The organism is Streptacidiphilus sp. P02-A3a, assembly GCF_014084105.1.
In the GTDB taxonomy this organism is placed as follows: Bacteria; Actinomycetota; Actinomycetes; order Streptomycetales; family Streptomycetaceae; genus Streptacidiphilus.
Genome location: NZ_CP048289.1, coordinates 7,557,393 through 7,579,313, shown reverse-complemented (window position 1 = coordinate 7,579,313; position 21,921 = coordinate 7,557,393). Strand labels below are relative to the sequence as shown.

General features: G+C 73.4%; 21 protein-coding genes. 15 read left to right on the top strand and 6 right to left on the bottom strand.

Going from position 1 to position 21,921, the window contains the following annotated elements:
- The first annotated feature begins 78 nt into the window (after positions 1 to 78).
- The 3 genes from GXP74_RS31885 to GXP74_RS31875 all read left to right on the top strand — a co-directional run bounded on the left by GXP74_RS31885 (position 79) and on the right by GXP74_RS31875 (position 4,877).
- Entirely contained in the window at positions 79 to 2,823 is a 2,745-nt protein-coding gene (locus GXP74_RS31885) for a GNAT family N-acetyltransferase (RefSeq protein WP_182456775.1), read from the top strand.
- Positions 2,824 to 3,023: 200 nt separating this feature from the next.
- Entirely contained in the window at positions 3,024 to 3,614 is a 591-nt protein-coding gene (locus tag GXP74_RS31880; protein ID WP_182454736.1) for a DUF5998 family protein, read from the top strand.
- Positions 3,615 to 3,707: 93 nt separating this feature from the next.
- On the top strand, positions 3,708 to 4,877 hold the full coding sequence (locus tag GXP74_RS31875) for an alkaline phosphatase family protein (protein ID WP_182454735.1): 1,170 nt from the start codon (positions 3,708 to 3,710) through the stop codon (positions 4,875 to 4,877).
- A 32-nt stretch (positions 4,878 to 4,909) separates the two neighbouring features.
- Here GXP74_RS31875 and GXP74_RS31870 read toward each other — a convergent pair whose 3' ends face one another.
- Positions 4,910 to 5,674, bottom strand: coding sequence for a VOC family protein (locus tag GXP74_RS31870; protein WP_182454734.1), 765 nt, complete (start codon positions 5,672 to 5,674; stop codon positions 4,910 to 4,912).
- 71 nt (positions 5,675 to 5,745) lie between these two features.
- Between GXP74_RS31870 and GXP74_RS31865 the strand changes: the two genes are divergently transcribed.
- A complete protein-coding gene (locus tag GXP74_RS31865) occupies positions 5,746 to 6,603 on the top strand; it encodes a sulfurtransferase (protein ID WP_182454733.1) in 858 nt (285 codons plus the stop codon).
- 69 nt (positions 6,604 to 6,672) lie between these two features.
- Here the strand turns inward: GXP74_RS31865 and sepH are convergent, their stop codons facing one another.
- Entirely contained in the window at positions 6,673 to 7,818 is a 1,146-nt protein-coding gene (gene sepH, locus GXP74_RS31860; protein WP_182454732.1) for a septation protein SepH, read from the bottom strand.
- A gap of 527 nt (positions 7,819 to 8,345) precedes the next feature.
- Here sepH and GXP74_RS31855 point away from each other — a divergent pair.
- Complete coding sequence (locus GXP74_RS31855) at positions 8,346 to 9,128, top strand: hypothetical protein (RefSeq protein ID WP_182454731.1); 783 nt, start codon at positions 8,346 to 8,348, stop codon at positions 9,126 to 9,128.
- Between the two features lie 14 nt (positions 9,129 to 9,142).
- On the opposite strand, the gene GXP74_RS31850 is transcribed toward GXP74_RS31855, so the two are convergent.
- Together GXP74_RS31850 and GXP74_RS31845 are read right to left on the bottom strand one after the other, a co-directional pair.
- A complete protein-coding gene (locus GXP74_RS31850) occupies positions 9,143 to 10,489 on the bottom strand; it encodes a D-arabinono-1,4-lactone oxidase (RefSeq protein ID WP_182454730.1) in 1,347 nt (448 codons plus the stop codon).
- Entirely contained in the window at positions 10,452 to 11,690 is a 1,239-nt protein-coding gene (locus GXP74_RS31845) for an MFS transporter (RefSeq protein ID WP_182454729.1), read from the bottom strand. Before GXP74_RS31845 ends, GXP74_RS31850 begins: the two co-directional genes overlap by 38 nt.
- A gap of 115 nt (positions 11,691 to 11,805) precedes the next feature.
- On the opposite strand from GXP74_RS31845, the gene GXP74_RS31840 reads away from it, so the two are divergent.
- Together GXP74_RS31840 and GXP74_RS31835 are read left to right on the top strand one after the other, a co-directional pair.
- Complete coding sequence (locus GXP74_RS31840; protein ID WP_182454728.1) at positions 11,806 to 12,981, top strand: ferrochelatase; 1,176 nt, start codon at positions 11,806 to 11,808, stop codon at positions 12,979 to 12,981.
- A gap of 10 nt (positions 12,982 to 12,991) precedes the next feature.
- Complete coding sequence (locus GXP74_RS31835; RefSeq protein ID WP_182454727.1) at positions 12,992 to 13,816, top strand: inositol monophosphatase family protein; 825 nt, start codon at positions 12,992 to 12,994, stop codon at positions 13,814 to 13,816.
- Positions 13,817 to 14,079: 263 nt separating this feature from the next.
- Here the strand turns inward: GXP74_RS31835 and GXP74_RS31830 are convergent, their stop codons facing one another.
- Positions 14,080 to 14,265 carry a hypothetical protein gene (locus GXP74_RS31830; RefSeq protein WP_182454726.1) on the bottom strand — a complete coding sequence of 62 codons (186 nt, stop codon included), beginning with the start codon at positions 14,263 to 14,265 and terminating at the stop codon, positions 14,080 to 14,082.
- Positions 14,266 to 14,660: 395 nt separating this feature from the next.
- Between GXP74_RS31830 and GXP74_RS31825 the strand changes: the two genes are divergently transcribed.
- The 5 genes from GXP74_RS31825 to GXP74_RS31805 all read left to right on the top strand — a co-directional run bounded on the left by GXP74_RS31825 (position 14,661) and on the right by GXP74_RS31805 (position 19,311).
- The gene (locus GXP74_RS31825; RefSeq protein WP_182454725.1) at positions 14,661 to 15,314 is read left to right on the top strand and encodes a response regulator transcription factor; all 654 of its coding nucleotides are present in this window, start codon (positions 14,661 to 14,663) and stop codon (positions 15,312 to 15,314) included.
- Positions 15,315 to 15,317: 3 nt separating this feature from the next.
- A complete protein-coding gene (locus GXP74_RS31820; RefSeq protein ID WP_182454724.1) occupies positions 15,318 to 16,541 on the top strand; it encodes a cell wall metabolism sensor histidine kinase WalK in 1,224 nt (407 codons plus the stop codon).
- Positions 16,542 to 16,743: 202 nt separating this feature from the next.
- Positions 16,744 to 17,709 carry an acyl-ACP desaturase gene (locus tag GXP74_RS31815; protein WP_182454723.1) on the top strand — a complete coding sequence of 322 codons (966 nt, stop codon included), beginning with the start codon at positions 16,744 to 16,746 and terminating at the stop codon, positions 17,707 to 17,709.
- 455 nt (positions 17,710 to 18,164) lie between these two features.
- Positions 18,165 to 18,464, top strand: a complete 300-nt coding sequence (locus GXP74_RS31810; RefSeq protein ID WP_182454722.1) for a DUF4193 domain-containing protein — start codon at positions 18,165 to 18,167, stop codon at positions 18,462 to 18,464.
- A 22-nt stretch (positions 18,465 to 18,486) separates the two neighbouring features.
- Positions 18,487 to 19,311 (top strand): hypothetical protein, encoded by an 825-nt coding sequence (locus GXP74_RS31805; RefSeq protein WP_182454721.1) that lies wholly within the window; start codon positions 18,487 to 18,489, stop codon positions 19,309 to 19,311.
- A gap of 46 nt (positions 19,312 to 19,357) precedes the next feature.
- On the opposite strand, the gene GXP74_RS31800 is transcribed toward GXP74_RS31805, so the two are convergent.
- On the bottom strand, positions 19,358 to 19,822 hold the full coding sequence (locus tag GXP74_RS31800) for a DUF3093 domain-containing protein (RefSeq protein WP_370468481.1): 465 nt from the start codon (positions 19,820 to 19,822) through the stop codon (positions 19,358 to 19,360).
- 192 nt (positions 19,823 to 20,014) lie between these two features.
- On the opposite strand from GXP74_RS31800, the gene GXP74_RS31795 reads away from it, so the two are divergent.
- The 3 genes from GXP74_RS31795 to GXP74_RS31785 are packed head-to-tail and all read left to right on the top strand — an operon-like array spanning position 20,015 to position 21,884.
- On the top strand, positions 20,015 to 20,548 hold the full coding sequence (locus GXP74_RS31795; protein WP_225448710.1) for a PaaI family thioesterase: 534 nt from the start codon (positions 20,015 to 20,017) through the stop codon (positions 20,546 to 20,548).
- The gene (dut, locus tag GXP74_RS31790; protein WP_182454718.1) at positions 20,545 to 21,066 is read left to right on the top strand and encodes a dUTP diphosphatase; all 522 of its coding nucleotides are present in this window, start codon (positions 20,545 to 20,547) and stop codon (positions 21,064 to 21,066) included. The genes GXP74_RS31795 and dut overlap by 4 nt, the downstream gene beginning before the upstream one ends.
- Positions 21,063 to 21,884, top strand: coding sequence for a DUF3710 domain-containing protein (locus tag GXP74_RS31785; protein WP_182454717.1), 822 nt, complete (start codon positions 21,063 to 21,065; stop codon positions 21,882 to 21,884). The genes dut and GXP74_RS31785 overlap by 4 nt, the downstream gene beginning before the upstream one ends.
- The last annotated feature ends 37 nt before the right edge of the window (positions 21,885 to 21,921 follow it).

Below are 21,921 nucleotides of genomic sequence, written 5' to 3'. Positions count from 1 at the left end.
CGACGACGTAGCCTGGCGACTGTGCACCCGGTCAGCGACCCCTCCGAGCCCTCCGGCCCCCGGCCGCAGGGCGCCGCCGTGCCGCAGGACGCCTCCCGGCCGCAGGGCGCCGCCGCGCCCACCCACTGGGAGGCCGACATCGTGCTGCGCGACGGCGGCACCGCCCGGGTCCGCCCGATCACCCCGGACGACGCCGACCGGCTGGTGGCCTTCTACACCGAGGTCTCCGACCAGTCGAAGTACTACCGCTTCTTCGCCCCCTACCCCCGGCTGTCCGCCCGCGACGTCCGCCACTTCACCCATCACGACTACGTCAACCGGGTCGGCCTGGCGGCGCTGGTCCGCGACGAGTTCATCGCCACCGTCCGCTTCGACCGGATCGACGCCGACGGGAAGCCCTCCGGCACCGGGACCGACGCCGAGGTCGCCTTCCTGGTCCAGGACGCCCACCAGGGCCGGGGCGTCGCCTCCGCGCTGCTGGAGCACATCGCCGCGGTGGCCCGCGAGCGCGGCATCCGCCGCTTCATCGCCGAGGTGCTGCCGGAGAACCGGAAGATGGGCAAGGTCTTCACCGACGCCGGGTACACCCAGCAGCGCAGCTTCGCCGAGGGAGTGATGCACTTCGAGCTCGACCTGGAGCCGACCGAGGCATCGCTGGCGGTGATGCGCTCCCGCGAGCACCGGGCCGAGGCCCGCTCCACCAAACGGCTGCTCGCGCCCCGCTCGGTCGCCGTCATCGGCGCCGGACGCCACCCGGCAGGCGTCGGCCGGAGCGTGCTGCGCAACCTGACCGAGGGCGGGTTCACCGGCAGTGTGTACGCGGTCAACCGGCACGCCGAGGGGGAGGACTTCGACGGGGTGCCGGTGCACGCCGCGCTGGCGGGCATCACCGACCCGGTGGACCTGGCCGTGGTCGCCGTCCCGGCCGAGGAGGTCCCGGCGGTGGTCGCCGAGTGCGGCGCGCACGGCGTCCAGGGGCTGGTGGTGATCACCGCTGGGTACGCCGAGACCGGGGCCGAGGGCCGGGAACGCCAGCGCGAGCTGGTCCGCCAGGCCCGCGCGGCCGGGATGCGGCTGCTCGGTCCGAACGCCTTCGGCCTGGTCAACACCGATCCGGAGATCCGGCTGAACGCCTCGCTCTCGCCCCGGCTGCCCGCGCCCGGCCCGGTCGGCATCTTCAGCCAGTCGGGGGCCATCGGCGCGGCGCTGCTGGAGACCGCCGACCGGCGCGGCCTCGGCCTGTCCTCCTTCGTCTCCGCGGGCAACCGCGCCGACGTCTCCGGCAACGACCTGCTCCAGTACTGGGAGGAGGACGAGGCCACCCGGGTGGCCCTGCTCTACCTGGAGTCCTTCGGCAACCCGCGCAAGTTCAGCCGCCTGGCCCGGCGGCTCGCCGCCGCCAAGCCGCTGGTGGTGATCAAGGGCGGACGCCACAGCGCGAGCATCCCGCAGGGCCACGCCGCGGTCACCCGGATCCCGGACACCACCGTGGACACCCTGTTCCAGCAGGCCGGGGTGATCCGGGTGGACACCATCACCGAGCTCTACGACGTCGCCGACCTGCTGGTGCACCAGCCGCAGCCGCGCGGCGACCGGATCGCGGTGGTCGGCAACTCCGACTCGCTCGGGCTGCTGACCCACGACGCCGCCCTCAGCGCCGGGCTGCGCCCGCTGCCGCCGCAGGACCTGACCACCAGCGCCACCCCGCAGGACCTGGCGCGGGCGCTGGCCGCCGCCGTCGCCGACCCGGACAGCGACATCGTGGTCGCGGTGGTGATCCCGCCGATCGGCACCGACTCCTTCCCCCGGTTCCCCGGCTCCGGGCTGCTCGCCCCCGGGGACGCCGCCCCCGGCAGCGAGATCACCACGGCCTTCGCGGACGCCCTGCACACCGCCGCCGGGCAGGCGCGGGAGGCGGGCAAGCCGCTGCTGCTGATCCACCTGGCGCTGTCCGAGCTCGCCGCCGACCTGCGCGGCACGGTACCGGCGTACCCGCGCCCGGAGCGCGCGGTGCGCGCGCTGGCGCACGCCGCCCGGCACGCCGCCTGGTGCCGGGGCAGCGCGGACACCGGACGGATCCCTGAATTCGAACACATTGCCGAAGGGTCGGCCCGCAGGCTGGTTGCCGACGCCCTCACCACCGGCGCCGCCACCCGGCTCGACCAGGACGCCGCCGCCGAGCTGCTCGGCCACTACGGCATCGAGGTGATGCGCGGCATCAGCGCGCCGGGCGAGGCCGACGCCGTCCGCGCCGCCGCCGAGCTGGGCTACCCGGTCGCGCTCAAGGCCACCAGCCCCAGCCTGCGGCACCGCGCCGACCTGGGCTCGGTCCGGCTCGACCTCAGCAGCGAGGCCGAGCTGCGCCGCGCCCACCAGGAGAGCACCGCCCTGCTCGGCTCGGACGCCCGGCTGGTGGTGCAGCGGATGGCCGCGCGCGGCGTGGACACCACCGTCTCCGCCACCGTCGACCCCGCCGTCGGCGCGATCCTCTCCTTCGGCCTGGCCGGAGCCGCCTCGGAACTGCTCGGCGACGTCGCGCACCGGCTGATCCCGGCCACCGACCGGGCGGCCGCCGGGCTGATCCGGGAGATCAAGGCCGCCCCGCTGCTGTTCGGCTGGCACGGCGCGGAGCCGGTGGACACCGACGCGCTGGAGGAACTGCTGCTACGGGTCTCGCAGCTGGTGGACGACATCCCCGAGGTCGCCTCGGTCGAGCTGGAGCCGGTGGTGGTGGCGCCGCACGGACTGGCGGTGCTCGGCGCGTCGGTCCGGCTGGCCCAGCTGCCCGCCCGCACCGACCTCGGACCCCGGGCCCTCGGCTGACCGCCGCGCCGACCGGCCGCCCGGCTGACCGCCGCGCCGACCGGCCGCACGCGTCCGGCTGGGCTGACTGACCGGGCGCACGCGCCCGGCTGGGCTGACTGACCGGCCGCACGCGTCCGGCTGGGCTGACTGACCGGCCGCACGCGTCCGGTACTGGCACGGTGGCGCACAGTGTCGCCGGTCCGTGCCAGGATGGAGCCATGGCGAAGACCGGCATGACCACCACCCAGGGGCTGCGCTCCGCGATCGAGCGCAGCGGCTACTATCCGACCCTCGTCATGGAGGCCGTGGAGTCGGCGGTCGGCACCGAGCCCGTCTCCGCCTTCCTGGTCCACCAGGAGACCACCTTCGACGCCAACGAGGTGCGCCGCCACGTCACCGTGCTGGTGCTCACCGGCAGCCGCTTCATCGTCAGCCACACCGACGAGCAGGGCGCCGACGACACCTCGCCGGTCCCGTACACCACCACCTCGACCGAGAGCGTGCGGATCGACCGGATCTCCTCGGTGGTGGTCAGCCGGGTCGTCGCCAACCCCGAGACCTACATCCGGGGCACGCTGCCGCGCGAGGTGGTGCTGACCATCGGCTGGGGCGCGGTCTCCCGGATCGACCTGGAGCCCGCCGCCTGCGGGGACCCCAACTGCGAGGCCGACCACGGCTACACCGGCTCCGCCACCGCCGACGACCTGTCGCTGCGGGTGAGCGAGGCCGGTGACGGACCGGAGACGGTGGCCCAGGCGCTCAGCTTCGCCCACGCGCTGTCCGAGGCGACGGTGGCGGCGGGCGCCTGACCGGCGCCACCCACCGGTCCACCGCCCACGGAGCCGTCCCGCGCTGCCGCGACAACGCGCTGCCTCGAACCCGAAGACTCGAAGAAGAGCCAGATGACATCCCCCGCCACGACGCTCGACCCTGCCACGGCGCCCGCCCCCGCCTACGGCAGCGCCTCGCTCTGCGACCTGCTGCCCGCCGTCGTCGGCGGCCTCGGCGTCCCGGGCCTGCCGGAGACCGGCCTGGTGCTGCCCCCGGCCGACCGGGTCTGCGTCTTCCTGGTCGACGGCCTCGGCTGGGAGCTGCTGCGGGCGCACCCGGACGAGGCGCCGTTCCTGAACTCGCTGCTGCCCAGCTCGCTCGCGGGCACCGGTCGCCCGCTCGCCGCCGGTTTCCCGGCCACCACCGCCACCAGCCTCGCCTCGGTCGGCACCGGCCTGCCGCCGGGGGCGCACGGTCTGGCCGGTTACACCGTGCGGATACCGGGCGACGGACGGCTGATGAACCAGCTCCGCTGGCAGCCGCATGTCACCCCGCGCACCTGGCAGCCGTACCCCACGGTCTTCCAGCTGGCCGACCGGGCGGGTGTGGCGACCTTCCAGGTCTCCTCGCCCAAGTTCCAGTACACCCCGCTCACCGAGGTCGCCCTGTCCGGTGGCCTCTTCCTCGGCCGGCTGTCCGGCGAGGAGCGGATGGACCTGGCGGCGGACCGGCTGGCCAGCGCCGACCGGACGCTGGTCTACACGTACTACAGCGAGCTGGACGCCATGGGCCACCGCTACGGCGTCAACTCCGATGCCTGGCGCGGCCAGTTGATGGTCGTGGACCGGCTCGCCCAGCGGCTCGCCGAGCAGCTGCCGCCACGCTCGGCGCTGTACGTCACCGCCGACCACGGCATGATCGACATCGCGCCCGAGCAGCGGATCGACTTCGACCAGGACGCCGAGCTGCGCGCGGGCGTCGCCGTGCTCGGCGGCGAGGGCCGGGCACGGCACGTCTACGCGGTGCCGAAGGCCGAGGGCGACGTGTTCGCGGTGTGGAGCGAGCGGCTGGGGGACCGGATGTGGGTCGCCACCCGCGACCAGGCCATCGCCCAGGGCTGGTTCGGACCGGTGGTCGAGGACCGGGTGTACCAGCGGATCGGCGACGTGGTGGCCGCCGCGCGGGACGACCTGGCGGTGATCGCCTCCCGCCGCGAGCCCGGCGAGTCCGGCATGGTCGGCCTGCACGGCTCGATGACCCCGGTCGAGCAACTGGTCCCGCTGTTGCAGGTGCGGCGCTGACATCCCTGCTCCGCAGGTAGTTTGACGCTGCGTCAACGATGCGGCCGGGCCACCGCGAACGGGCCGCCCTGCGGGTCGCGGAGCAGCGCGACCCGGCCGTGCGCGGTGTCCCGGGCGGGCAGGTCGACCTGCCCGCCGAGGGCGAGGGCCCGGTGCGCCACCGCGTCCGCGTCGGCCACCGCGAAGTGGATCCGCCAGTGCGCCCGATCGCCCCGGGCCGGGCAGGGGCCGAGGCCCGCGACCGGTCGGCCGTCCACGCCCAGCGTCACCGCCCCCGGCTCGGCGCCGCCGGTGACCAGTGACCGGGTGGTGAACACGCCCTGGTAGAAGTCGGCCGCCCGGTCCGGCGCCGGGGTCACCAGTTCGCTCCAGACCGGGACTCCGGCCCCGCGCCAGCCCGGCCAGCCGCGCAGCTCCCGGGCCTGCCAGAGGCCGAAGACCGCGCCCTGCGGGTCCGCCGCCACCGCCAGCCGTCCGGCCTGCCCGGAGTCGAGCGGTCCGACCGCCACCGTCCCGCCGTGGTCCCGGATCCGCTGCGCCACGTCGTCCGCGCTGTCGGCGGCGAAGTAGGTGATCCAGTCCACCGGCAGCCCCGAGCGGTAGGGGAGCTCACCGATCCCGGCCACCGGACGGCCGTCGGCCAGCGCCCGCGAGTACGGGCCGACGTCGCGCAGGCTGGGAGTGAACTCCCAGCCCAGCAACTGGCCGTAGAACTCCTGGGCGGCGTCCAGGTCGGACGCCGCCAGGCTTGCCCAGCAGGGGGTTCCCTGTGCGGGGGGCGGTTCGGTGCCGGTCATGGTGGACCTCCTGGGCAGATGCTGCCACCTTCGCCGCCGAAGCGCTGAGCGCTCGCGCGTCGTCGGCGACAATGTCCCCCATGGAGACCACAACGCTGATCACCGCGCCCGCGCTCGCGGCGGCGCTCGCCGAGGCCGATCCGCCCGCCGTCCTGGACGTCCGCTGGCAGCTCGGCGGTCCGCCCGGGGCGGAGGAGTACGCGGCCGGCCACATCCCCGGCGCGCACTTCCTCGCGCTGGACAGCGACCTCGCCGCACCCGCCGGCGGCGCCGACGGAGGCAGGCACCCGCTGCCGGACCCGGAACCGCTGGGCGCGGCGCTGCGCCGCGCGGGCGTGCGCGCGGACCGCGAGGTCGTCGTCTACGACGGCGCCAGCTCCGCCGCCGCCGCGCGCGCCTGGTGGCTGCTGCGCTGGTCGGGCCACCGCCGGGTGCGGGTGCTCGACGGCGGCTTCGCCGCCTGGGGCGCGGCCGGGCTGCCGACGCAGCGGCAGACCCCGGCGCCGGAGCCGGGCGACTTCCGGCCCGAGCCCGGCGCGCTGCCCACGGTGGACGCCGACCAGGCGGCGGCGCTGGCCCGGACCGGCGTGCTGCTGGACGCCCGCGCGGGCGAGCGGTACCGGGGCGAGACCGAGCCGATCGACCCCCGCGCCGGGCACATCCCGGGCGCGGCCAGCGCCCCGACCATGGAGAACGTGACGGCGGACGGGCGCTTCCGACCGGTCGCCGAACTGGCCGAGCGGTTCGCCGCGCTGGGCGTGAAGCCGGGCAGCGAGGTCGGCGTGTACTGCGGCTCCGGGGTGACCGCCGCCCACCAGCTGCTGGCGATGCACCTCGCCGGGATCGACGGCGCGCTCTACCCGGGCTCCTGGAGCGAGTGGTCCAGCCGACCCGACCGCCCGGTGGCCACCGGCCCCGAGCACGGCTGACCAGCAGTCAGAAACAGCTCCACCCGCCGTCGTTGGACGGCGGGCGGAGCGGATTCAGCTGATGGTCCGTCACTCCTGCTTCTTGCGCCGGGTGCCGAACACGATTTCGTCCCAACTCGGCACCGCCGCACGGCGACCCGGGCGGACGCCGTCCGCCTCGGCCTGCCGGTCGGTGGAGCCGATCAGCCGGTCCCGGTGCGGGGCCGTGGTCCGCGGCATCAGGATGTCGGCGTACGCCGAACCCGCGCCGACCGCCGCCGCCGGGGCCTCCGGCTCGGCCGTCTGCTCCTCGTCGGGCACGCCCGGCTGGGAGGGGACCACGTCCATCAGGCTGGTCAGCGGGTCGCGCTCGACCGCGGTGACCGTCGTCGCGGCCGGGGCCGCGGCCACCGCGGGCGGCTCCACCAGCCGGTCCGGGGCGACCCGTTCCGGGCTGAGCCGGTCCGGGGCGATCCGCTCGGCGTTCATCCGGTCCGCGGTCATCCGCTCGGGCGGGCTCAGCCGACCCACCGGGGGCCGCTCCGGAGCCATCGGGCGCATGCCCATGCCCCGGTCCGCTCCGGGCAGCCGGGCGATCCTCGGCACGAACGGGAAGGTCGGCTCCTCGCCGGGGCGCTCCGGGGTCTCGCCGATCAGCGCGCGCGCCTCGTCGTCGACCGGCTGCACCAGTCGCCGCGGCGGGTCGTAGGTCCAGCGGGCCTGCTGCGGCTGTCCGCCGACGCGGAACAGCAGCACGATCTCCCAGGTGTTGTCGTCCCGTCGCCAGGAGTCCCACACCGAGCTGTCCTTCTCCGCGCCGCGCAGCAGCAGCCGCTCCGCGACCGCGTCGCCGAGCTGGGGTCCGGTGCTCTCACCCTGCCGCCGGACCGTGGTCTTGCGGGCGCGCTCGGCCATGAAGGCACGCTCGGCCAGCACCGGTCCCTCGAAACGGCGGACCCGTTCCACGGAGATCCCGGCGAGCTGGGCGACCTCTTCGGCGCTGGCGCCCGCCCTTATCCGCGCCTGGATGTCCCGGGGGCGAAGGTGGCTCTCGACGTCGATCTGGCCGAGCCTGGGGCGGTCGCCGCGTACGGCGGCGCGCAACCGCTCATCAATCGGAAGGAAGTATTCCGTCGAGTCGGCGGCCTTGAGCACCAGTCGTGAGCCGTCATTGCTGACAGCCACGACACGCAGTTCGGGCACGGTTACCTCCCGGGTGGTGCCTGCCGACGTCACCTGCGTCGCTGCTCCCGTTACGAGTGTGGCCCGCCGATGGGCGACGGACCACAGCATTGCAGAGTTACCCGGTGTGTCGGCCCTTATCCTCGACCCACCGTTGTGGCACGGTTATCTCTTTGCGCACTGCCGGATTTCGGCACCGCGTGTCAAGCCCCGGTCGCGTCCCAACCTGGCGACGCCGCCGGACGAGCGTCGCAGTCGCTCCGCCCGTCTCCTGATGTCCACCAGTCCGGTGGCACGCCGAGGCGGCCCGCAGCCAGGCTCCATGAACGGTACTCCATTTGTGGCATCCAGGTGGGGCAGCTCGTGGCTCCAGTGTGCCCCGAATCACCGGAATCTCAAGGGCCGCCACTCCGATGGTGGCGGACCGATCGATGGACAGTGATCATCTTCACATCTACTGGCCGGTTGGAACCAGACATTTTTTCGATTAGTCGTTCTTCGTGCAAGATGGGAAAGGTGTATATCGAGGGGCATTGATGGAGGATCTGGATAATTCGGACCGGTCGTCACGGCGGCGATCCGTGGACCTGAGTGTCACGCAGGTCGCGGCGAGTTCGATGGCCGCCGTGGCGGGTGCCGTGCTCGCCTCCGAACTGGGCGTCTACGGAACCATTCTGGGCGCGGCCGTGGTCAGCGCGGGTGCGACCGTCGGTGGTGCGCTGTTCCAGCACGCCTTCCGGCGGACCGGCGAACAGCTGCGCGGGCGGGCCGGTACCCCCGTCCCGGTGGACCCGGCGCGGCGTCAGCGGGCGGACGCCGAGGCGGTTCCCTTCGATCCGTTCGACCCCGGCGGCGAGTACACCCGGATGCTGGCGGCGGTCGCCCCGCCGGAAGCCGGGTCGGTCGCCGTCTACCGGGGCCGCCGTAGCTGGAGGCCGCGCCGGTGGCGGAGCTGGGCGCTGATGTCCGTGCTGGTGTTCGGGCTTGCCATGGGCACGGTGACCGCGGTCGAGCTGGTCGCGGGCAAGCCGGTGGCCGCGATCGTCAGGAACGAGCCGGGCAGCGGCACCTCCTTCGGCGGCACGGCCGGTGGCCGCCCCGGCGGCGGCGCCCCGACGACCGCGCCCTCCGGCGACAGCGCCACCCCCGGCGGCACGCCCGCCGACCGCTCGCCCGGCCCGGTGTCGGGCGTCAGCCCGAGCGGCGCGCCGAGCGCGCTGCCCAGCGGTGACCCGAGCGGACAACCCGGCGCCGAGCCGAGCGGTGCGCCGAGTGCCGAGCCGAGCGACAGCCCCAGCGCCGGGCCGGGCGCCACCCCGAGCGGGGCGCCGACCCCGAGTGGCGGCCCGTCGTCGGCACCCTGAGCGGCGGGGAGCGGTCAGGCCCCGAGCACCCGGCGCAGGTAGTCGTTGCCGAAGCGGCGCTCCGGGTCGACCTTGTCCCGCAGCGCGGTGAAGTCGGCGAAGTGCGGGTACACCCCGGCCAGGTAGTCGGCGTCGCGGGTGTGCAGCTTGCCCCAGTGCGGTCGGCCCTGATGCGCGGTCATGATCCGCTCGACCTCGGTGAAGTACCCCTGGTCCCGGGTGCCCCGGTAGAGGTGCACCGCGATGTACGCGCTGTCGCGGCCGTTGGCGGTGGACAGCCACAGGTCGTCGGCGGGCGCCACCCGCACCTCGACCGGGAAGCTGATCTGCCAGTCGTTCCGCTCCACCAGCGACTTGAGCTCGCGCAGCACCGTGGTCGCGGCCTCGCGCGGCACCGCGTACTCCATCTCGGTGAAGCGCACCCGGCGCGGGCTGGTGAACACCTTGTAGGAGACGTCGGTGTAGGTCCGCTCGGACCAGGCCTTGCTGGCGATCCGGGCGAGGCCGGGGATCACCCCGGGGAAGCGCCGCCCGACCCGGCAGGCCCCCTCCCAGACGGTGTTCGACAGGAACTCGTCGTCCAGCCAGTGCCTGAACGGCGGCAGCGGCGCGAGCGGGCCCCGGCTGCGGTTGTTGCGCTTGGTGCTACAGCCCTCGGTGTGCGGGAACCAGTAGAACTCGAAGTGCTCGTTCTCGGTCGCCAGCTCCTCGAACCGGCCGGTGACCTGGTCGAAGGTCATCGGCTGCTCGTGCGCGGTGAGCTGGAACGCCGGTTCGACGGCGAAGGTGACCGCGCTGATCACGCCGAGCGCGCCGAGCCCGAGCCGGGCCCCGGCGAACAGCTCCGGGTTCTCGGTCGGCGAGCAGGTGGTCACCGTGCCGTCGGCGAGCACCAGCTCCAGGCCGCGGACCTGGGCGGCCAGCGAGCCCGAGGCGCGACCGGTGCCGTGGGTACCGGTGCCGATCGCTCCGGCCACGGTCTGCACCATGATGTCGCCCATGTTGGTGAGCGCCAGACCGGCGTGTTCCAGCAGCAGGTTCAGCCGCTCCAGCGGCAGCCCCGACTCGACGGTGACCGTGCCGCCCCGGTGGTCGATCCCGCGGATGCCGGTCAGCCGGTCCGGGCGGACCAGCACCCCGTCGGTGGCCGCGACCGAGGTGAACGAGTGGCCGGAGCCGACCGCCTTGACCGGCAGTCCGTCCTCGGCGGCGGCGCGTATCGCGGCGGCCAGCTCCTCGGTCGAGGCCGGGGCCACGCTGCGGCGCGGGCGCGTGCTCTGGTTGCCCGCCCAGTTGGTCCAGGCGGCGCCGTCGGCAGCGCCGCTAGCCGGGCTGGTGCTGCCACTGGTCGTCGTCGACATGTGCACGCTCCTGCTGTTCCGGTGCCGACCTGAGTCGGCGTGCCCCGAGGAACGCCGTGGCGGCGGCGAAGGCGGCGGCGGCCACGGTCACCCGGAAACCGGCCGATGCGCCCGCGTCGTCCACCACCCACCCGGCGGCCGAGGAGCCGAAGGCGACGCCGACGGCCAGGCCGGTGGTGGTCCAGGTCATCCCCTCGGTGAGCTTGGAGGCGGGGACGATCCGTTCCACCAGCCCCATGGTGGTGACCATGGTCGGGGAGATGGACAGCCCGGCGACGAACAGAGCCGCCGCCAGGGCCACGAGGTTCCTCACGAATAGGAGGGGCAGCATACTCACCGCCATGCAGATGATCCCCACCAGGAACCTCCGGGACAAGGGGCCGTGCAGCCGCAGTGTGCCGAAGACGATCCCGGCGACGCAGGAGCCGAGCGCGTAGACCGCCAGCACCACGCTGGAGAACGGCTTGTGGTGCAGGTGGTCGGCGAAGGCCACGGTCACCACGTCCACCGAGCCGAAGATCGCGCCGACCCCGACGAAGGTCAGCACCAGTACCCACAGCCCGGGGGTGCGGATCGCCGAGGTCGCGCCGCCCTGCCGGGCGGCCGGGTGCAGCGGCGGCTCGGTCCCGCGCTGGACGGCGAACAGCAGCACCCCGACCGCCAGGCAGACCATCGCCACCAGCGGTCCGGCCTCGGGGAAGACCGCGGTGCACAGCCCGACCGAGAGGATCGGGCCGATGATGAAGACGATCTCGTCCAGCACCGACTCGAAGGCGTAGGCGGTGTGCAGCGCGGGGGAGCCCCGGTAGATCAGCGCCCAGCGGGCCCGCACCAGCGAGCCCATGCTCGGCATACAGCCGGCCACCGAGGCGCTGGCGAACAGCGTCCAGTCCGGCGCGTTCCAGCGGGCGCAGAGCAGCAGCACCCCCATCGCCACCACGGTCAGCCCGGTGGCCCGCAGGCTCACCCGGGCCTGCCCGAACCGGTCCACCAGCCGGGACACCTGGGGGCCGAGCGCGGCGGCGGACAGCGCCAGCGTGGCCGAGACCGCCCCGGCCAGGCCGTAGTCGCCGCGCAGGGTGGAGAGCATGGTGACGATGCCGATACCGGTCATCGACAGCGGCATCCGGGAGATGAAGCCCGCCGAGGAGAAGCCCAGGCTTCCGGGCGCGTCGAAGATCCGGCGGTAGGTGGACAGCACGAGAGCTCCGTAAGGGACGTTGCGAATCTTCACAGCTTACGTGGCGGCGCAAGCAGATAATCAGTGGGCCGGGGGGTCCGCCGCCGGGGTGATGAGCGGTGGCAGGATCATTCCCATGTCATCCGAGCACCCCCGCGACGCCCGCCCGTACGACGCCCTGCTGCTGCTGTCCTTCGGCGGCCCGGAGGGACCGGACGAGGTGGTGCCGTTCCTGGAGAACGTCACCCGCGGCCGGGGCATCCCCCGGGAACGCCTGGCCGAGGTCGGCCGGCACTACTTCCTCTTCGGCGGCGTCAGCCCGATCAACAGCCAGAACCGGGAGCTGCTGGCCGCGCTGCGGGCCGACTTCGCCGCCGCGGGCGTGGAGCTGCCGGTCTACTGGGGCAACCGGAACTGGGCGCCCTACCTGGTCGACACTCTGCGCGAGATCGCGGCGGACGGGCACCGCCGGGTGCTGGTGCTGACCACCAGCGCCTACGTCAACTACTCCGGCTGCCGCCAGTACCGGGAGAACCTGGCCCAGGCGCTCACCGAACTGCGCGCGCAGGGCGCGCCGGGCGCGGCCGAGCTGCGGGTGGACAAGCTGCGGGCGTTCTACAACCACCCGGGCTTCGTGGAGCCGATGGTCGACCACACACTGGCGGCGCTGGCCGAGCTGCCCGAGGGCGTACGCTCCGGCGCGCGGCTGGCGTTCACCACCCACTCCATCCCCAACGCGCTGGCGGACACCTCGGGCGCCCCCCTCGACCCGGCCCGGTCCCGGCCCGGCGGCGGCTACGTCGCCCAGCACCTGGAGACCGCCCGGCTGGTCGCCGAGGCCGTCGCGGCGGCCACCGGCGTGGCCGACCGCCCCTGGGAGCTGGTCTACCAGAGCCGCAGCGGCGCCCCGCAGACGCCCTGGCTGGAACCCGACATCTGCGACCACCTGGCGGCCGAGCACGCCGCGGGAGCCCCGGCCGTGGTGATGGTCCCGATCGGCTTCGTCTCCGACCACATGGAGGTCGTCTTCGACCTCGACACCCAGGCCCGGGAGGAGGCCGAGAAGCTGGGCCTACCGGTGTCCCGGGCCCGGACGGTCGGCGCCGACCCGCGCTTCGCCGCCGCGATCCGGGACCTGGTGCTCGAACGGGCGGCCGGGGCGCGCGGCGAGCACCCGGCGCGCTGCGCCCTCGGCGCGCTCGGCGCCAGCCACGACCTGTGCCCGGCGGACTGCTGCCCGGCCCTGCGCAACCCGCTGCCCGCCGCCGCGGGCGCCGACTGGACCGACCCCGACGCCGCGACCACCGACTGAGAGGCCAGCCATGACCACCCCGCTCGCACCGGAACCCGCGCCGGAACTCCGGCAGGAACTCCTGGCACTGGCCCTGGAGGCCGCCCGCAGGGCCGGTGCGCTGCTGCGCGACGGCCGTCCGGCCGACCTCGGCGTGGCCGCGACCAAGTCCAGCCCGGTGGACGTGGTCACCGAGATGGACCTCGCGGCCGAGAAGCTGATCACCGAGCTGATCCTGGAACGCCGTCCGGCGGACGGCCTGCTCGGCGAGGAGGGCGCGGCCACCGAGGGCAGCAGCGGCGTCCGCTGGGTGATCGACCCGCTCGACGGCACGGTGAACTACCTGTACGGGCTGCCCGCCTGGTCGGTCAGCATCGCCGCCGAACTGGACGGCCGGACGCTGGTCGGCGTGGTCGAGGCGCCCGCGCGCGGCGAGACCGCGCACGCGGTGCTCGGCGGCGGGGCGTTCCTGAACGGCCGCCCGATGCGCTGCCGTCCGGCGCCGCCGATGGAGCTCGCGCTGGTCGGCACCGGCTTCGGCTACCTGCGTGAGCGCCGGGTCCGGCAGGCCGAGGTGGCCCGGGAGCTGATCCCCAGGCTGCGCGACATCCGGCGCGGCGGCTCGGCCGCGATCGACCTGAGCGACGTCGCCGCCGGCCGCCTGGACGGCTACTACGAGCGCGGGCTGAACCCCTGGGACCATGCCGCCGGGGTGCTGCTCGCCGCCGAGGCGGGCGCGCTCACCGGCGGACGCCCGGGTGAACCGGCCTCCGGTGAGTTGACGCTGGCCGCCCCGGCGGGGCTGTTCGAGCCGCTCCAGCAGGCTCTGGAGGAGCTGGGGGCCTGGCACGACTGAACAGCCGCGCCAGGCGGCTGTTCGCGCTGTACGGACCCCGGCCGGTACGGACCCCGGCCGGTACGGACCCCGGCCGGTACGGACCTCGCACCGTACCGGCCGGGTCCTGCGGTGGGGGAGTTCCTGGTGGAAGCCGTACCCGGGCCGACGGGAGGGTCAGCGGTACGGCGGTGGGGGCAGCGCCCGCGGCCCCGCCGGAACGCGGGGACCGTCCTGGGCGCTGCTGCTGCGGGTCGGGGTGGGGGACCCGGCAGCGGGCCTGGTCAGGCCGCTGTGGGTCGCATGGCCGGGGTGATCTGGATGCCGTGTTCGGCGGCCAGGCGGTGCAGGTCGTCGATCTCCGACTGCTCGACCTCGGCCAGGAAGTCGTCGCCCGACTCCAGAGCCGCGAGAAGATCCAGTTCGGCTTTCCTTATGCGCTGAAGAATGCCGGCGGTGAAGGCGTCCATGAGGCAAGACCCCCTTGCTGTGTGTCGGGCGACCCCGGGCGAGGCCCAGTGCGGACGGTCGCACGTCGGGCGGGTGCGAACCCACGCGGCGGAGCGTGCGTGGTCGCGGGTGTACAGAGCGTCCTCCCCCTGCCCATCGACGGGGAAACCTCCGAATCCCTGGGAATTCCAGGCTCCTTTTCCGGGTTCGCCGACGCCCCGCCCGGGGCCCGTCGCGGGCCCCCGGCGGGGGCCCGCGACGCGGCGGCTACCCCGTCCGGCGGACGCCCGCTTACCACTGCTTTACGCACCGACCAGGCAGGATTGAGCCGACAGTCGGCGTCCCGTGCCCGGGCCGCCGGAACACCCTCCCCGGACTGCCTGCCCTGGGAGCCCTCTGCGAAAGGACCACTCCGTTGCGGGTTCTCGTGGTCGAGGACGAGCAGCTGCTCGCCGATGCCGTAGCCACCGGACTCCGACGGGAGGCGATGGCGGTGGACGTGGTCTACGACGGCCAGGCCGCCCTGGACCGGGTCAGTGTGAACGAGTACGACGTGGTCGTGCTCGACCGCGACCTGCCCCTGGTCCACGGCGACGACGTGCTGCGCCGGATCGTCGAGGAGGGCCTGGCGACCCGGGTGCTGATGCTGACCGCCGCCGGGGACATCAGCGACCGGGTCGAGGGCCTGGAGCTCGGAGCGGACGACTACCTCCCCAAGCCGTTCGCCTTCAGCGAACTCGTGGCCCGGGTGCGCGCCCTCGGCCGCCGCGCCACCACGCCGCTGCCGCCGGTGCTGGAACGCGCCGGGCTGACCCTGGACCCGGGCCGCCGGGAGGTGCTGCGCGAGGGCGAGCCGGTGGGCCTGGCGCCCAAGGAGTTCGCGGTGCTGGAGGTGCTGATGCGCGCCAACGGCGCCGTGGTCTCCGCCGAGCAGCTGCTGGAGAAGGCCTGGGACGAGCACACCGACCCGTTCACCAACGTCGTCCGGGTCACCGTGATGACGCTGCGCCGCAAACTCGGCGAGCCCCCGGTGATCATCACCGTGCCGGGCTCCGGATACCGGATCTGAGCCATGTCCGACCTACCTTCGCAACCGGACCGCTCCTGGTCGGCGGCCGAGATCCACCGGTCGATACTCCCGTTCCGGCCGACCCTGCGGATCCGGCTGACCATGTTCTACGGCGGCATGTTCCTGCTGGCCGGGCTGGTCATGGTGCTGGTCATGTACGTGTTCGTGTCGCAGGCGTTCCACCTGGTCGGCCACACCCAGTACCTCAAGCTCGGCCCCGGCGTGCAGCTGCGGGGCGCCGACGGCCAGGAGATCAACAGCGACCAGTACAACGCGATCATGACCGCGCGGGAGGCGGCCACCTCCTCCAGCGCGCTGCACACGCTGCTGCTCAAGTCGATAAGCGCGCTGATCGCGCTGCTGATCCTGGCCGTCGCCTTCGGCTACGCCATGGCCGGGCGGGTGCTCCAGCCGATCGGCCGGATCACCCGGACCGCCCGCCAGGTGGCCAGTTCCGACATGCACCGGCGGATCGAGATGGACGGCCCGGACGACGAGCTGAAGGAGCTCGCCGACACCTTCGACGAGATGCTGGAGCGGCTCGACCGCTCGTTCGAGTCGCAGCGCAAGTTCGTCGCCAACGCCTCGCACGAGCTGCGCACCCCGCTGGCGATCAACCGCACCCTGCTGGAGGTCCAGCTCTCCGACCCGGAGAGCTCGCCGGACCTTCAGCAGCTGGGCAAGACCCTGCTGGCCACCAACGAGCGCAGCGAGCAGCTGGTCGAGGGGCTGCTGCTGCTCGCCCGCAGCGACAACGAGCTGGTCGACCGGCGCCCGGTGGACCTGGCCGAGGTCGCCCGGCAGGCGCTGGAGCAGACCCGGTCCGAGGCCGCCGAGCGGGGCGTCCGGCTGGAGGACCGGCTGGAACCGGCCGTGGTCTCCGGCAACGGGGTGCTGCTGGAGCGGATCGCGCTGAACCTGATCCAGAACGCGGTCCGGTACAACCTGGCCGAGGGCGGCTGGGTGCGGGTCTCGGTGGGGGCCACGGACGGTGTCGGCGAGCTTCAGGTGTCCAATACCGGCCAGATGGTCCCCGGGTACGAGCTGGAGCACATCTTCGAGCCGTTCCGGCGCGGCAGCGGCAAGGAGCGGACCCGCAGCGACAAGGGCGTGGGTCTGGGGCTGTCGATCGTGCGCTCGGTGGTGCGGGCCCACGGCGGCACCATAGAGGCCTCCGGACGGCCCGAGGGCGGCCTGGACATGCGGGTGCGCATCCCGATCGGCTGAGCTCCGCGGCGGCCGCCCGCCGCCGCCGCACCCCGTCGGCCTTTTGCCAGGTCGGCGGGGTTCTCGTCGCTGTGCGGGCGCTGTGGAACCGATGCAGTCACCACGTACCCGGATGCTCTTGCCAGCATTCGCCGCAACAACCTACGGTGGCGTAACCTACGGAGGCGTAGGTGTGTGAAATCCGTACCGAGAGTTGGCTGCCGTGACCATCGCCCCCACCAGTACCGCCTGGACCGACACCCGGCTCATCCACGCCCTCGAAGAGGTGGTGGAGCGGGAGCTGAACCGCCACCTCGGGGTCGCCAAGGAGTGGATGCCGCACGAGTACGTGCAGTGGAGCCAGGGGCGGGACTTCGACGGGATCATGGGCGGCGAGGCCTGGGCGGTGGAGCAGTCGCCGGTCACCGACATCGGCCGGATCTCGCTGGTGGTGAACCTGCTCACCGAGGACAACCTGCCCAGCTACCACCACGAGATCGCGACCATGTTCGGCCGGGACGGCGCCTGGGGCACGTGGGTGCACCAGTGGACGGCCGAGGAGGGCCGCCACGCCATCGTGATGCGCGACTACCTGCTGACCGCCCGCGCGGTCGACCCGGTGGCCCTGGAGCGGGCCCGGATGACCCACATGGCCGAGGGCTTCACCTCCGACAACAGCCACTCGATGCTGCACTCGGTCTCCTACGTGGCCTTCCAGGAGCTCGCCACCCGGATCTCGCACCGGAACACCGGCAAGCACTCCGGCGACCCGGTCTGCGACCGGATGCTGGCCCGGATCGCCACCGACGAGAACCTGCACATGGTCTTCTACCGGAACCTGCTCAAGGCCGCCCTGGAGATCGCCCCGGACCAGGCCATGCGCGCCGTCGCGGACGTGGTCACCGGCTTCCGGATGCCGGGCCACGGCATGCCGGGCTTCGAGCGGGCCGCCGCGCAGATGGCCATCGGCGGGATCTACAACCTGCGGATCCACCACGACGACGTGCTCCAGCCGGTGCTGCGCCACCTCAGGGTCATGGAGATCTCCGGGCTCGGCCCCGAGGGCGTGCAGGCGCAGCAGGAGCTCGGGATGTACCTGGAGGGGCTGGACGCCCAGGCCGTACGCTTCGACGAGCGCCGGGCGGCGCTGCTGGCCCGCCGGGCCGCGAACCAGGCCGCCAAGGGCTGAGATCCCGGTCACACCGGCTGGGCTTGTACGACTAAGTCCGGACTTTTCAGAACAGTGACGAAGGTCACATTTCCCGCCATGAGAGTGAACATTTCGGACGATCACCCAGTGTGACCGTTGCTGCCTCGGTGACTCGGAGTAGCGGCGGCCGATGGGCCATGGCAACCCGTCCCACCCGGAGCTTTCCTTGCGGCGCAAGGGTGGTACCCGGGTGGTGGCGGACGTTTCCCGGCCCTCTGATCACGGTAAGTGCCCAGCGGGGCGCACCGTCCCACCACCTGCCCGGCCCGGCAGAACACCGTTCCGGTCACCCCTTCGGGGGGTCGGACGGGTGTCGATTGAGTAACGAGCCTTGAAGTAAGGCAAAATCTCGCCCTCGGGTCGGGCACAAGTCCGGCTCCCCGCGCGTTACGTGCGCTGGAGATACCCGCAGACACCCAAAGGGGGAGAGCGACATGGCCACTGACTACGACACCCCACGCAAGACCGATGACGACCTCAACGAGGACAGCATCGAGGAACTGAAGGCCCGACGGAACGAGAAGTCGACCAGCTCGGTCGACGTCGACGAGTTCGAGGCCGCCGAAAGCCTCGAACTGCCCGGCGCGGACCTCAGCAACGAGGAACTCTCCGTCCGGGTGCTGCCGCGCCAGGCCGACGAGTTCACCTGCATGAGCTGCTTCCTGGTGCACCACCGGAGCCAGCTCGCCAGCGAGAAGAACGGCAACCCCATCTGCCGGGACTGCGCGGCCTGACATATCCGGGTAGGAGGGTGCTATGAGACCGTTCCGGCTGAGAACCCGCACCGCACCCGGTAAGACCCGTCAGACCCGGCAGGACCAGCAGGACCGCACTACGTACGACAGCGGTACGTACGACCGAAGTACGCACGACCGTAGTGGCCAGCCCGGCGGCGACCCGGTGGACGAGTTCGTCCGCGTCGCCGCCGAGCTGGATGTCCGGGACGGGTCCGCGCTCGCGGACCCCGTCCCTGTGGCCCCTCGCGGCCGCAGGCTCGCCGCCCTCACCGACAATCTGCTCGACCTGGCCCCGCGCATCCCCGTGCGCGACCTGGCCACCCTGCGCGCCCAGCATCCGGGCGCGCGCACCGCCGAGGACCTGGCCGACCGGCTCAGCTCGGCCGCGGCCAAGGCCAGCGGGGTCGTCGGCGCCGGGGTCGGCGCGGCCGCCATGCTCCCGGTCCCACCCGCGATGGCGGTGGAGATCGCCGGCGAGATGCTCGCGGTGGCCGCCGTGGAGGTCAAACTCATCGCCGAGCTCTACCAGGTCTACGGCCAGCCGGCGGCCGGCAGCACCCGCCAGCGCGCGGGCGCCTACCTCGCGGTCTGGGCCCAGCGCCGGGGACTGGACGTCAGCAAACCGGGGACCGTGGTCGTGCTCGCGGGCGGCAGCGAACTGCGTCGGCAGCTGCGCCGCAGGCTCGCCCGCAGCGGCATCAGGAAACTGCCCACACTCACGCCGATGATGGTCGGCGCCGCGGCCGGGGCGGTGGTCAACCGTCGCGACACCGCCAGACTGGCCCAGGAGATCCGTCGCGACCTGCGCGGGCGCCAGCCCACCGACCTTCACTACTGGGCCTGAACGGCCGCCACAGCCCCGCTCAGGCGGTCTCTGGGGCAGTCCCTGCTCAGGCCGTCTGCGGGGCTGCCGCGGCGTCGGCCTTGGCAGCCGAGATGGCCTGCGCCAGCCGCTCCGGGAACCGGGTCGACAGGTACAGGTACGGCGTCGGGTCCTGCGGGTCGGTCACCATCACCCGGATGCCCTTGGGGATGTAGGAGCGCAGCAGCATGAACGCGCGGGCGTTGGCCTTGTGGGTACGCCAGGCCAGGCACTCCTCCTTGTCCATCGGGAAGGACTCGCCCAGGGCCTCGACCGGGATCCGCGCCTCCCCGGCCACCAGCAGGCCCTGGACCACCCGGATCCGCGCGGAGCCGTAGGAGCTGAGCAGCATCGCCGCCGCCGCCCCTCCGGCGACCAGTCCGACGAGTCCGGGGACCGCGCCGAAGATGAGGAAGACCAGCCCGAAGGAGATGCCGCTGCCGAGCGGGAGCAGCCACATCGTGGCGGGTGCGGTAAGGCGTTCGTCATACATGGACCCCATTGTGGACGCGGAACCTGGGAGCCTCCGCACGGGGTTGCCGGTTCGGCGTGTTCGGCCGGATTCTGTAAGGTCGCGGGCGTGACCGAGCACCCGTCCCGCCCCGAGGAACGCCCCACCGAGCGTTCCACCGAGCGCCCCGTCGAGCGCGCGTCGCTCACCCCGCCCCCCGGCGCCGTCGCGCCGGTGCGGCACCCGGAGGCCCCCGCGGCCGGTCAGCTGATCGAGCCGCACTACGAGCACTGTTTCGGCTGCGGCCCGACCCAGCCGCACGGCCTGCACCTGGTCGCCCGGGCCGGGGACGGGGTGGAGGTCCTCGCCGAGTTCACCGTCGGCGCCGCGCACCAGGGCGGCCCCGGCCTGGCCCACGGCGGGGTGCTGGTGACCGCGCTGGACGAGTCCCTGGGCACGCTGAACTGGCTGCTGCACACCGCCTCGGTCACCGCCCGGCTGGAGACCGACTTCCGCCGCCCGGTGCCGGTGGGCTCGACCCTGTTCATCCACGCCCGGGCCGACGCGGTGCGCGGACGCAAGATCTACTGCAGCGCCGAGGGCCGTCTGGACGCACCCGACGGGCCGCTGGCGGTCGCCGCCCGGGCGCTGTTCCTCCAGGTCACCCTGGACCACTTCACCACCCACGGCCGTCCCGAGGACATCAAGGCGGCCCTGGAGAACCCCGACCTGTTCAAGCGTGCCCGTGCCTTCGAGGTGAACCCGTGACCAGCTCTCCGAACCACCCCGTCGACGTGCTGCTGCGCCGGCTCGACCCGGAGCTGCCCGCCCCCGGCTACGCCCACCCCGGCGACGCCGGGGCTGACCTGCGGACCACGATCGACGCCGAGCTCGCGCCCGGCGAGCGGACCGTGCTGCCGACCGGGGTGGCCATCGCGCTGCCGGACGGCTACGCGGCCTTCGTGCACCCGCGTTCGGGCCTCGCACTGCGTTGCGGTCTTGCCCTTGTGAATGCCCCTGGAACGGTCGATGCCGGGTACCGTGGTGAGATCAAGGTGATCGTCGTCAACCTCGACCCGCGCGAGCGGGTGGTCTTCCGCCGTGGGGACCGGATCGCCCAGCTGGTCGTCCAGCGGGTCGAGAAGGTCCGCTTCCACGAAGTGGAGGAACTTCCGGGGTCGGCGCGCGCCGCAGGAGGCTTCGGGTCGACGGGCGGCCATGGCGCGGTTAGCATTCCGGCGGCCGGGCAGGAAATCTCATCGGTACCCGACCGGGAAGGACAGTGACCGTGTTCCGTCGTCGCGCCAAGAGCGAGGACGCTGTCGATCAGCACGACGGCCTTGACCAGGACGCCCTGGACGAGGACGGCGTGGCGGGTTCCGCAGACAGCGAGGACATCGCCGGTGTCGGCTCCGAGAAGGAGGACGACGCCGAGGAGGAGTGGACGGCACTGCCGCCCGCGCCGCGCCCCGACGGCCCCTGGGACTCCACCGAGGTGGAGAACGCCGCGGAGGGCCGGGTGGACCTCGGTGGTCTGCTCGTGCCGGGCGTGGAGGGCATGGAGCTGCGGGTCGAGGTCGCGGGCGACTCGATCGTCGCGGCCACGCTGGTGCTGGGCAGCAGCGCCATCCAGCTGCAGGCGTTCGCGGCACCCAAGTCCGAGGGCATCTGGGGCGAGGTCCGCAACGAGATCGCCTCGGGGATCACCCAGCAGGGTGGCATCGTCGACACCGAGGAGGGCCCGCTGGGCTGGGGGCTGCGCGCCCAGGTCCCGGTGCAGCTCCCGGACGGCACCCACGGCGTCCAGCTGGTGCGCTTCGTGGGCTGCGACGGGCCGCGCTGGTTCCTGCGCGGGGTGATCTCCGGGCAGGCCGCGGTGCAGCCGGAGGCGGCCGAGGTGCTGGAGAAGGTCTTCCGGGAGACCGTGGTGGTCCGCGGCGACGTGCCGATGGCCCCGCGCGACCCGATCGTGCTGAAGCTGCCGGAGGACGCCCAGATGGTGGCCGACGGCCTGCCGCAGCAGGCCGCCGCGGAGGAGAACCGCTTCGGTGGCGACCCGCTGAACCCGTTCGACCGCGGTCCGGAGATCACCGAGATCCGCTGACGGTCGGACCTGTGAGGGCCCCGCGCCGGTGCGCGGG

Bases quoted from the DNA above. Each gene is read 5' to 3' on its own strand.
- GXP74_RS31875 (WP_182454735.1), top strand. From the start codon at position 3,708: ATGACATCCCCCGCCACGACGCTCGACCCTGCCACGGCGCCCGCCCCC.
- GXP74_RS31820 (WP_182454724.1), top strand. From the start codon at position 15,318: ATGTCCGACCTACCTTCGCAACCGGACCGCTCCTGGTCGGCGGCCGAG.
- GXP74_RS31850 (WP_182454730.1), bottom strand. From the start codon at position 10,489: ATGTCGACGACGACCAGTGGCAGCACCAGCCCGGCTAGCGGCGCTGCC.
- GXP74_RS31830 (WP_182454726.1), bottom strand. From the start codon at position 14,265: ATGGACGCCTTCACCGCCGGCATTCTTCAGCGCATAAGGAAAGCCGAA.
- GXP74_RS31870 (WP_182454734.1), bottom strand. From the start codon at position 5,674: ATGACCGGCACCGAACCGCCCCCCGCACAGGGAACCCCCTGCTGGGCA.
- GXP74_RS31805 (WP_182454721.1), top strand. From the start codon at position 18,487: ATGAGACCGTTCCGGCTGAGAACCCGCACCGCACCCGGTAAGACCCGT.
- GXP74_RS31835 (WP_182454727.1), top strand. From the start codon at position 12,992: ATGACCACCCCGCTCGCACCGGAACCCGCGCCGGAACTCCGGCAGGAA.
- GXP74_RS31800 (WP_370468481.1), bottom strand. From the start codon at position 19,822: ATGTATGACGAACGCCTTACCGCACCCGCCACGATGTGGCTGCTCCCG.
- GXP74_RS31865 (WP_182454733.1), top strand. From the start codon at position 5,746: ATGTCCCCCATGGAGACCACAACGCTGATCACCGCGCCCGCGCTCGCG.
- GXP74_RS31880 (WP_182454736.1), top strand. From the start codon at position 3,024: ATGGCGAAGACCGGCATGACCACCACCCAGGGGCTGCGCTCCGCGATC.
- GXP74_RS31810 (WP_182454722.1), top strand. From the start codon at position 18,165: ATGGCCACTGACTACGACACCCCACGCAAGACCGATGACGACCTCAAC.
- GXP74_RS31840 (WP_182454728.1), top strand. From the start codon at position 11,806: ATGTCATCCGAGCACCCCCGCGACGCCCGCCCGTACGACGCCCTGCTG.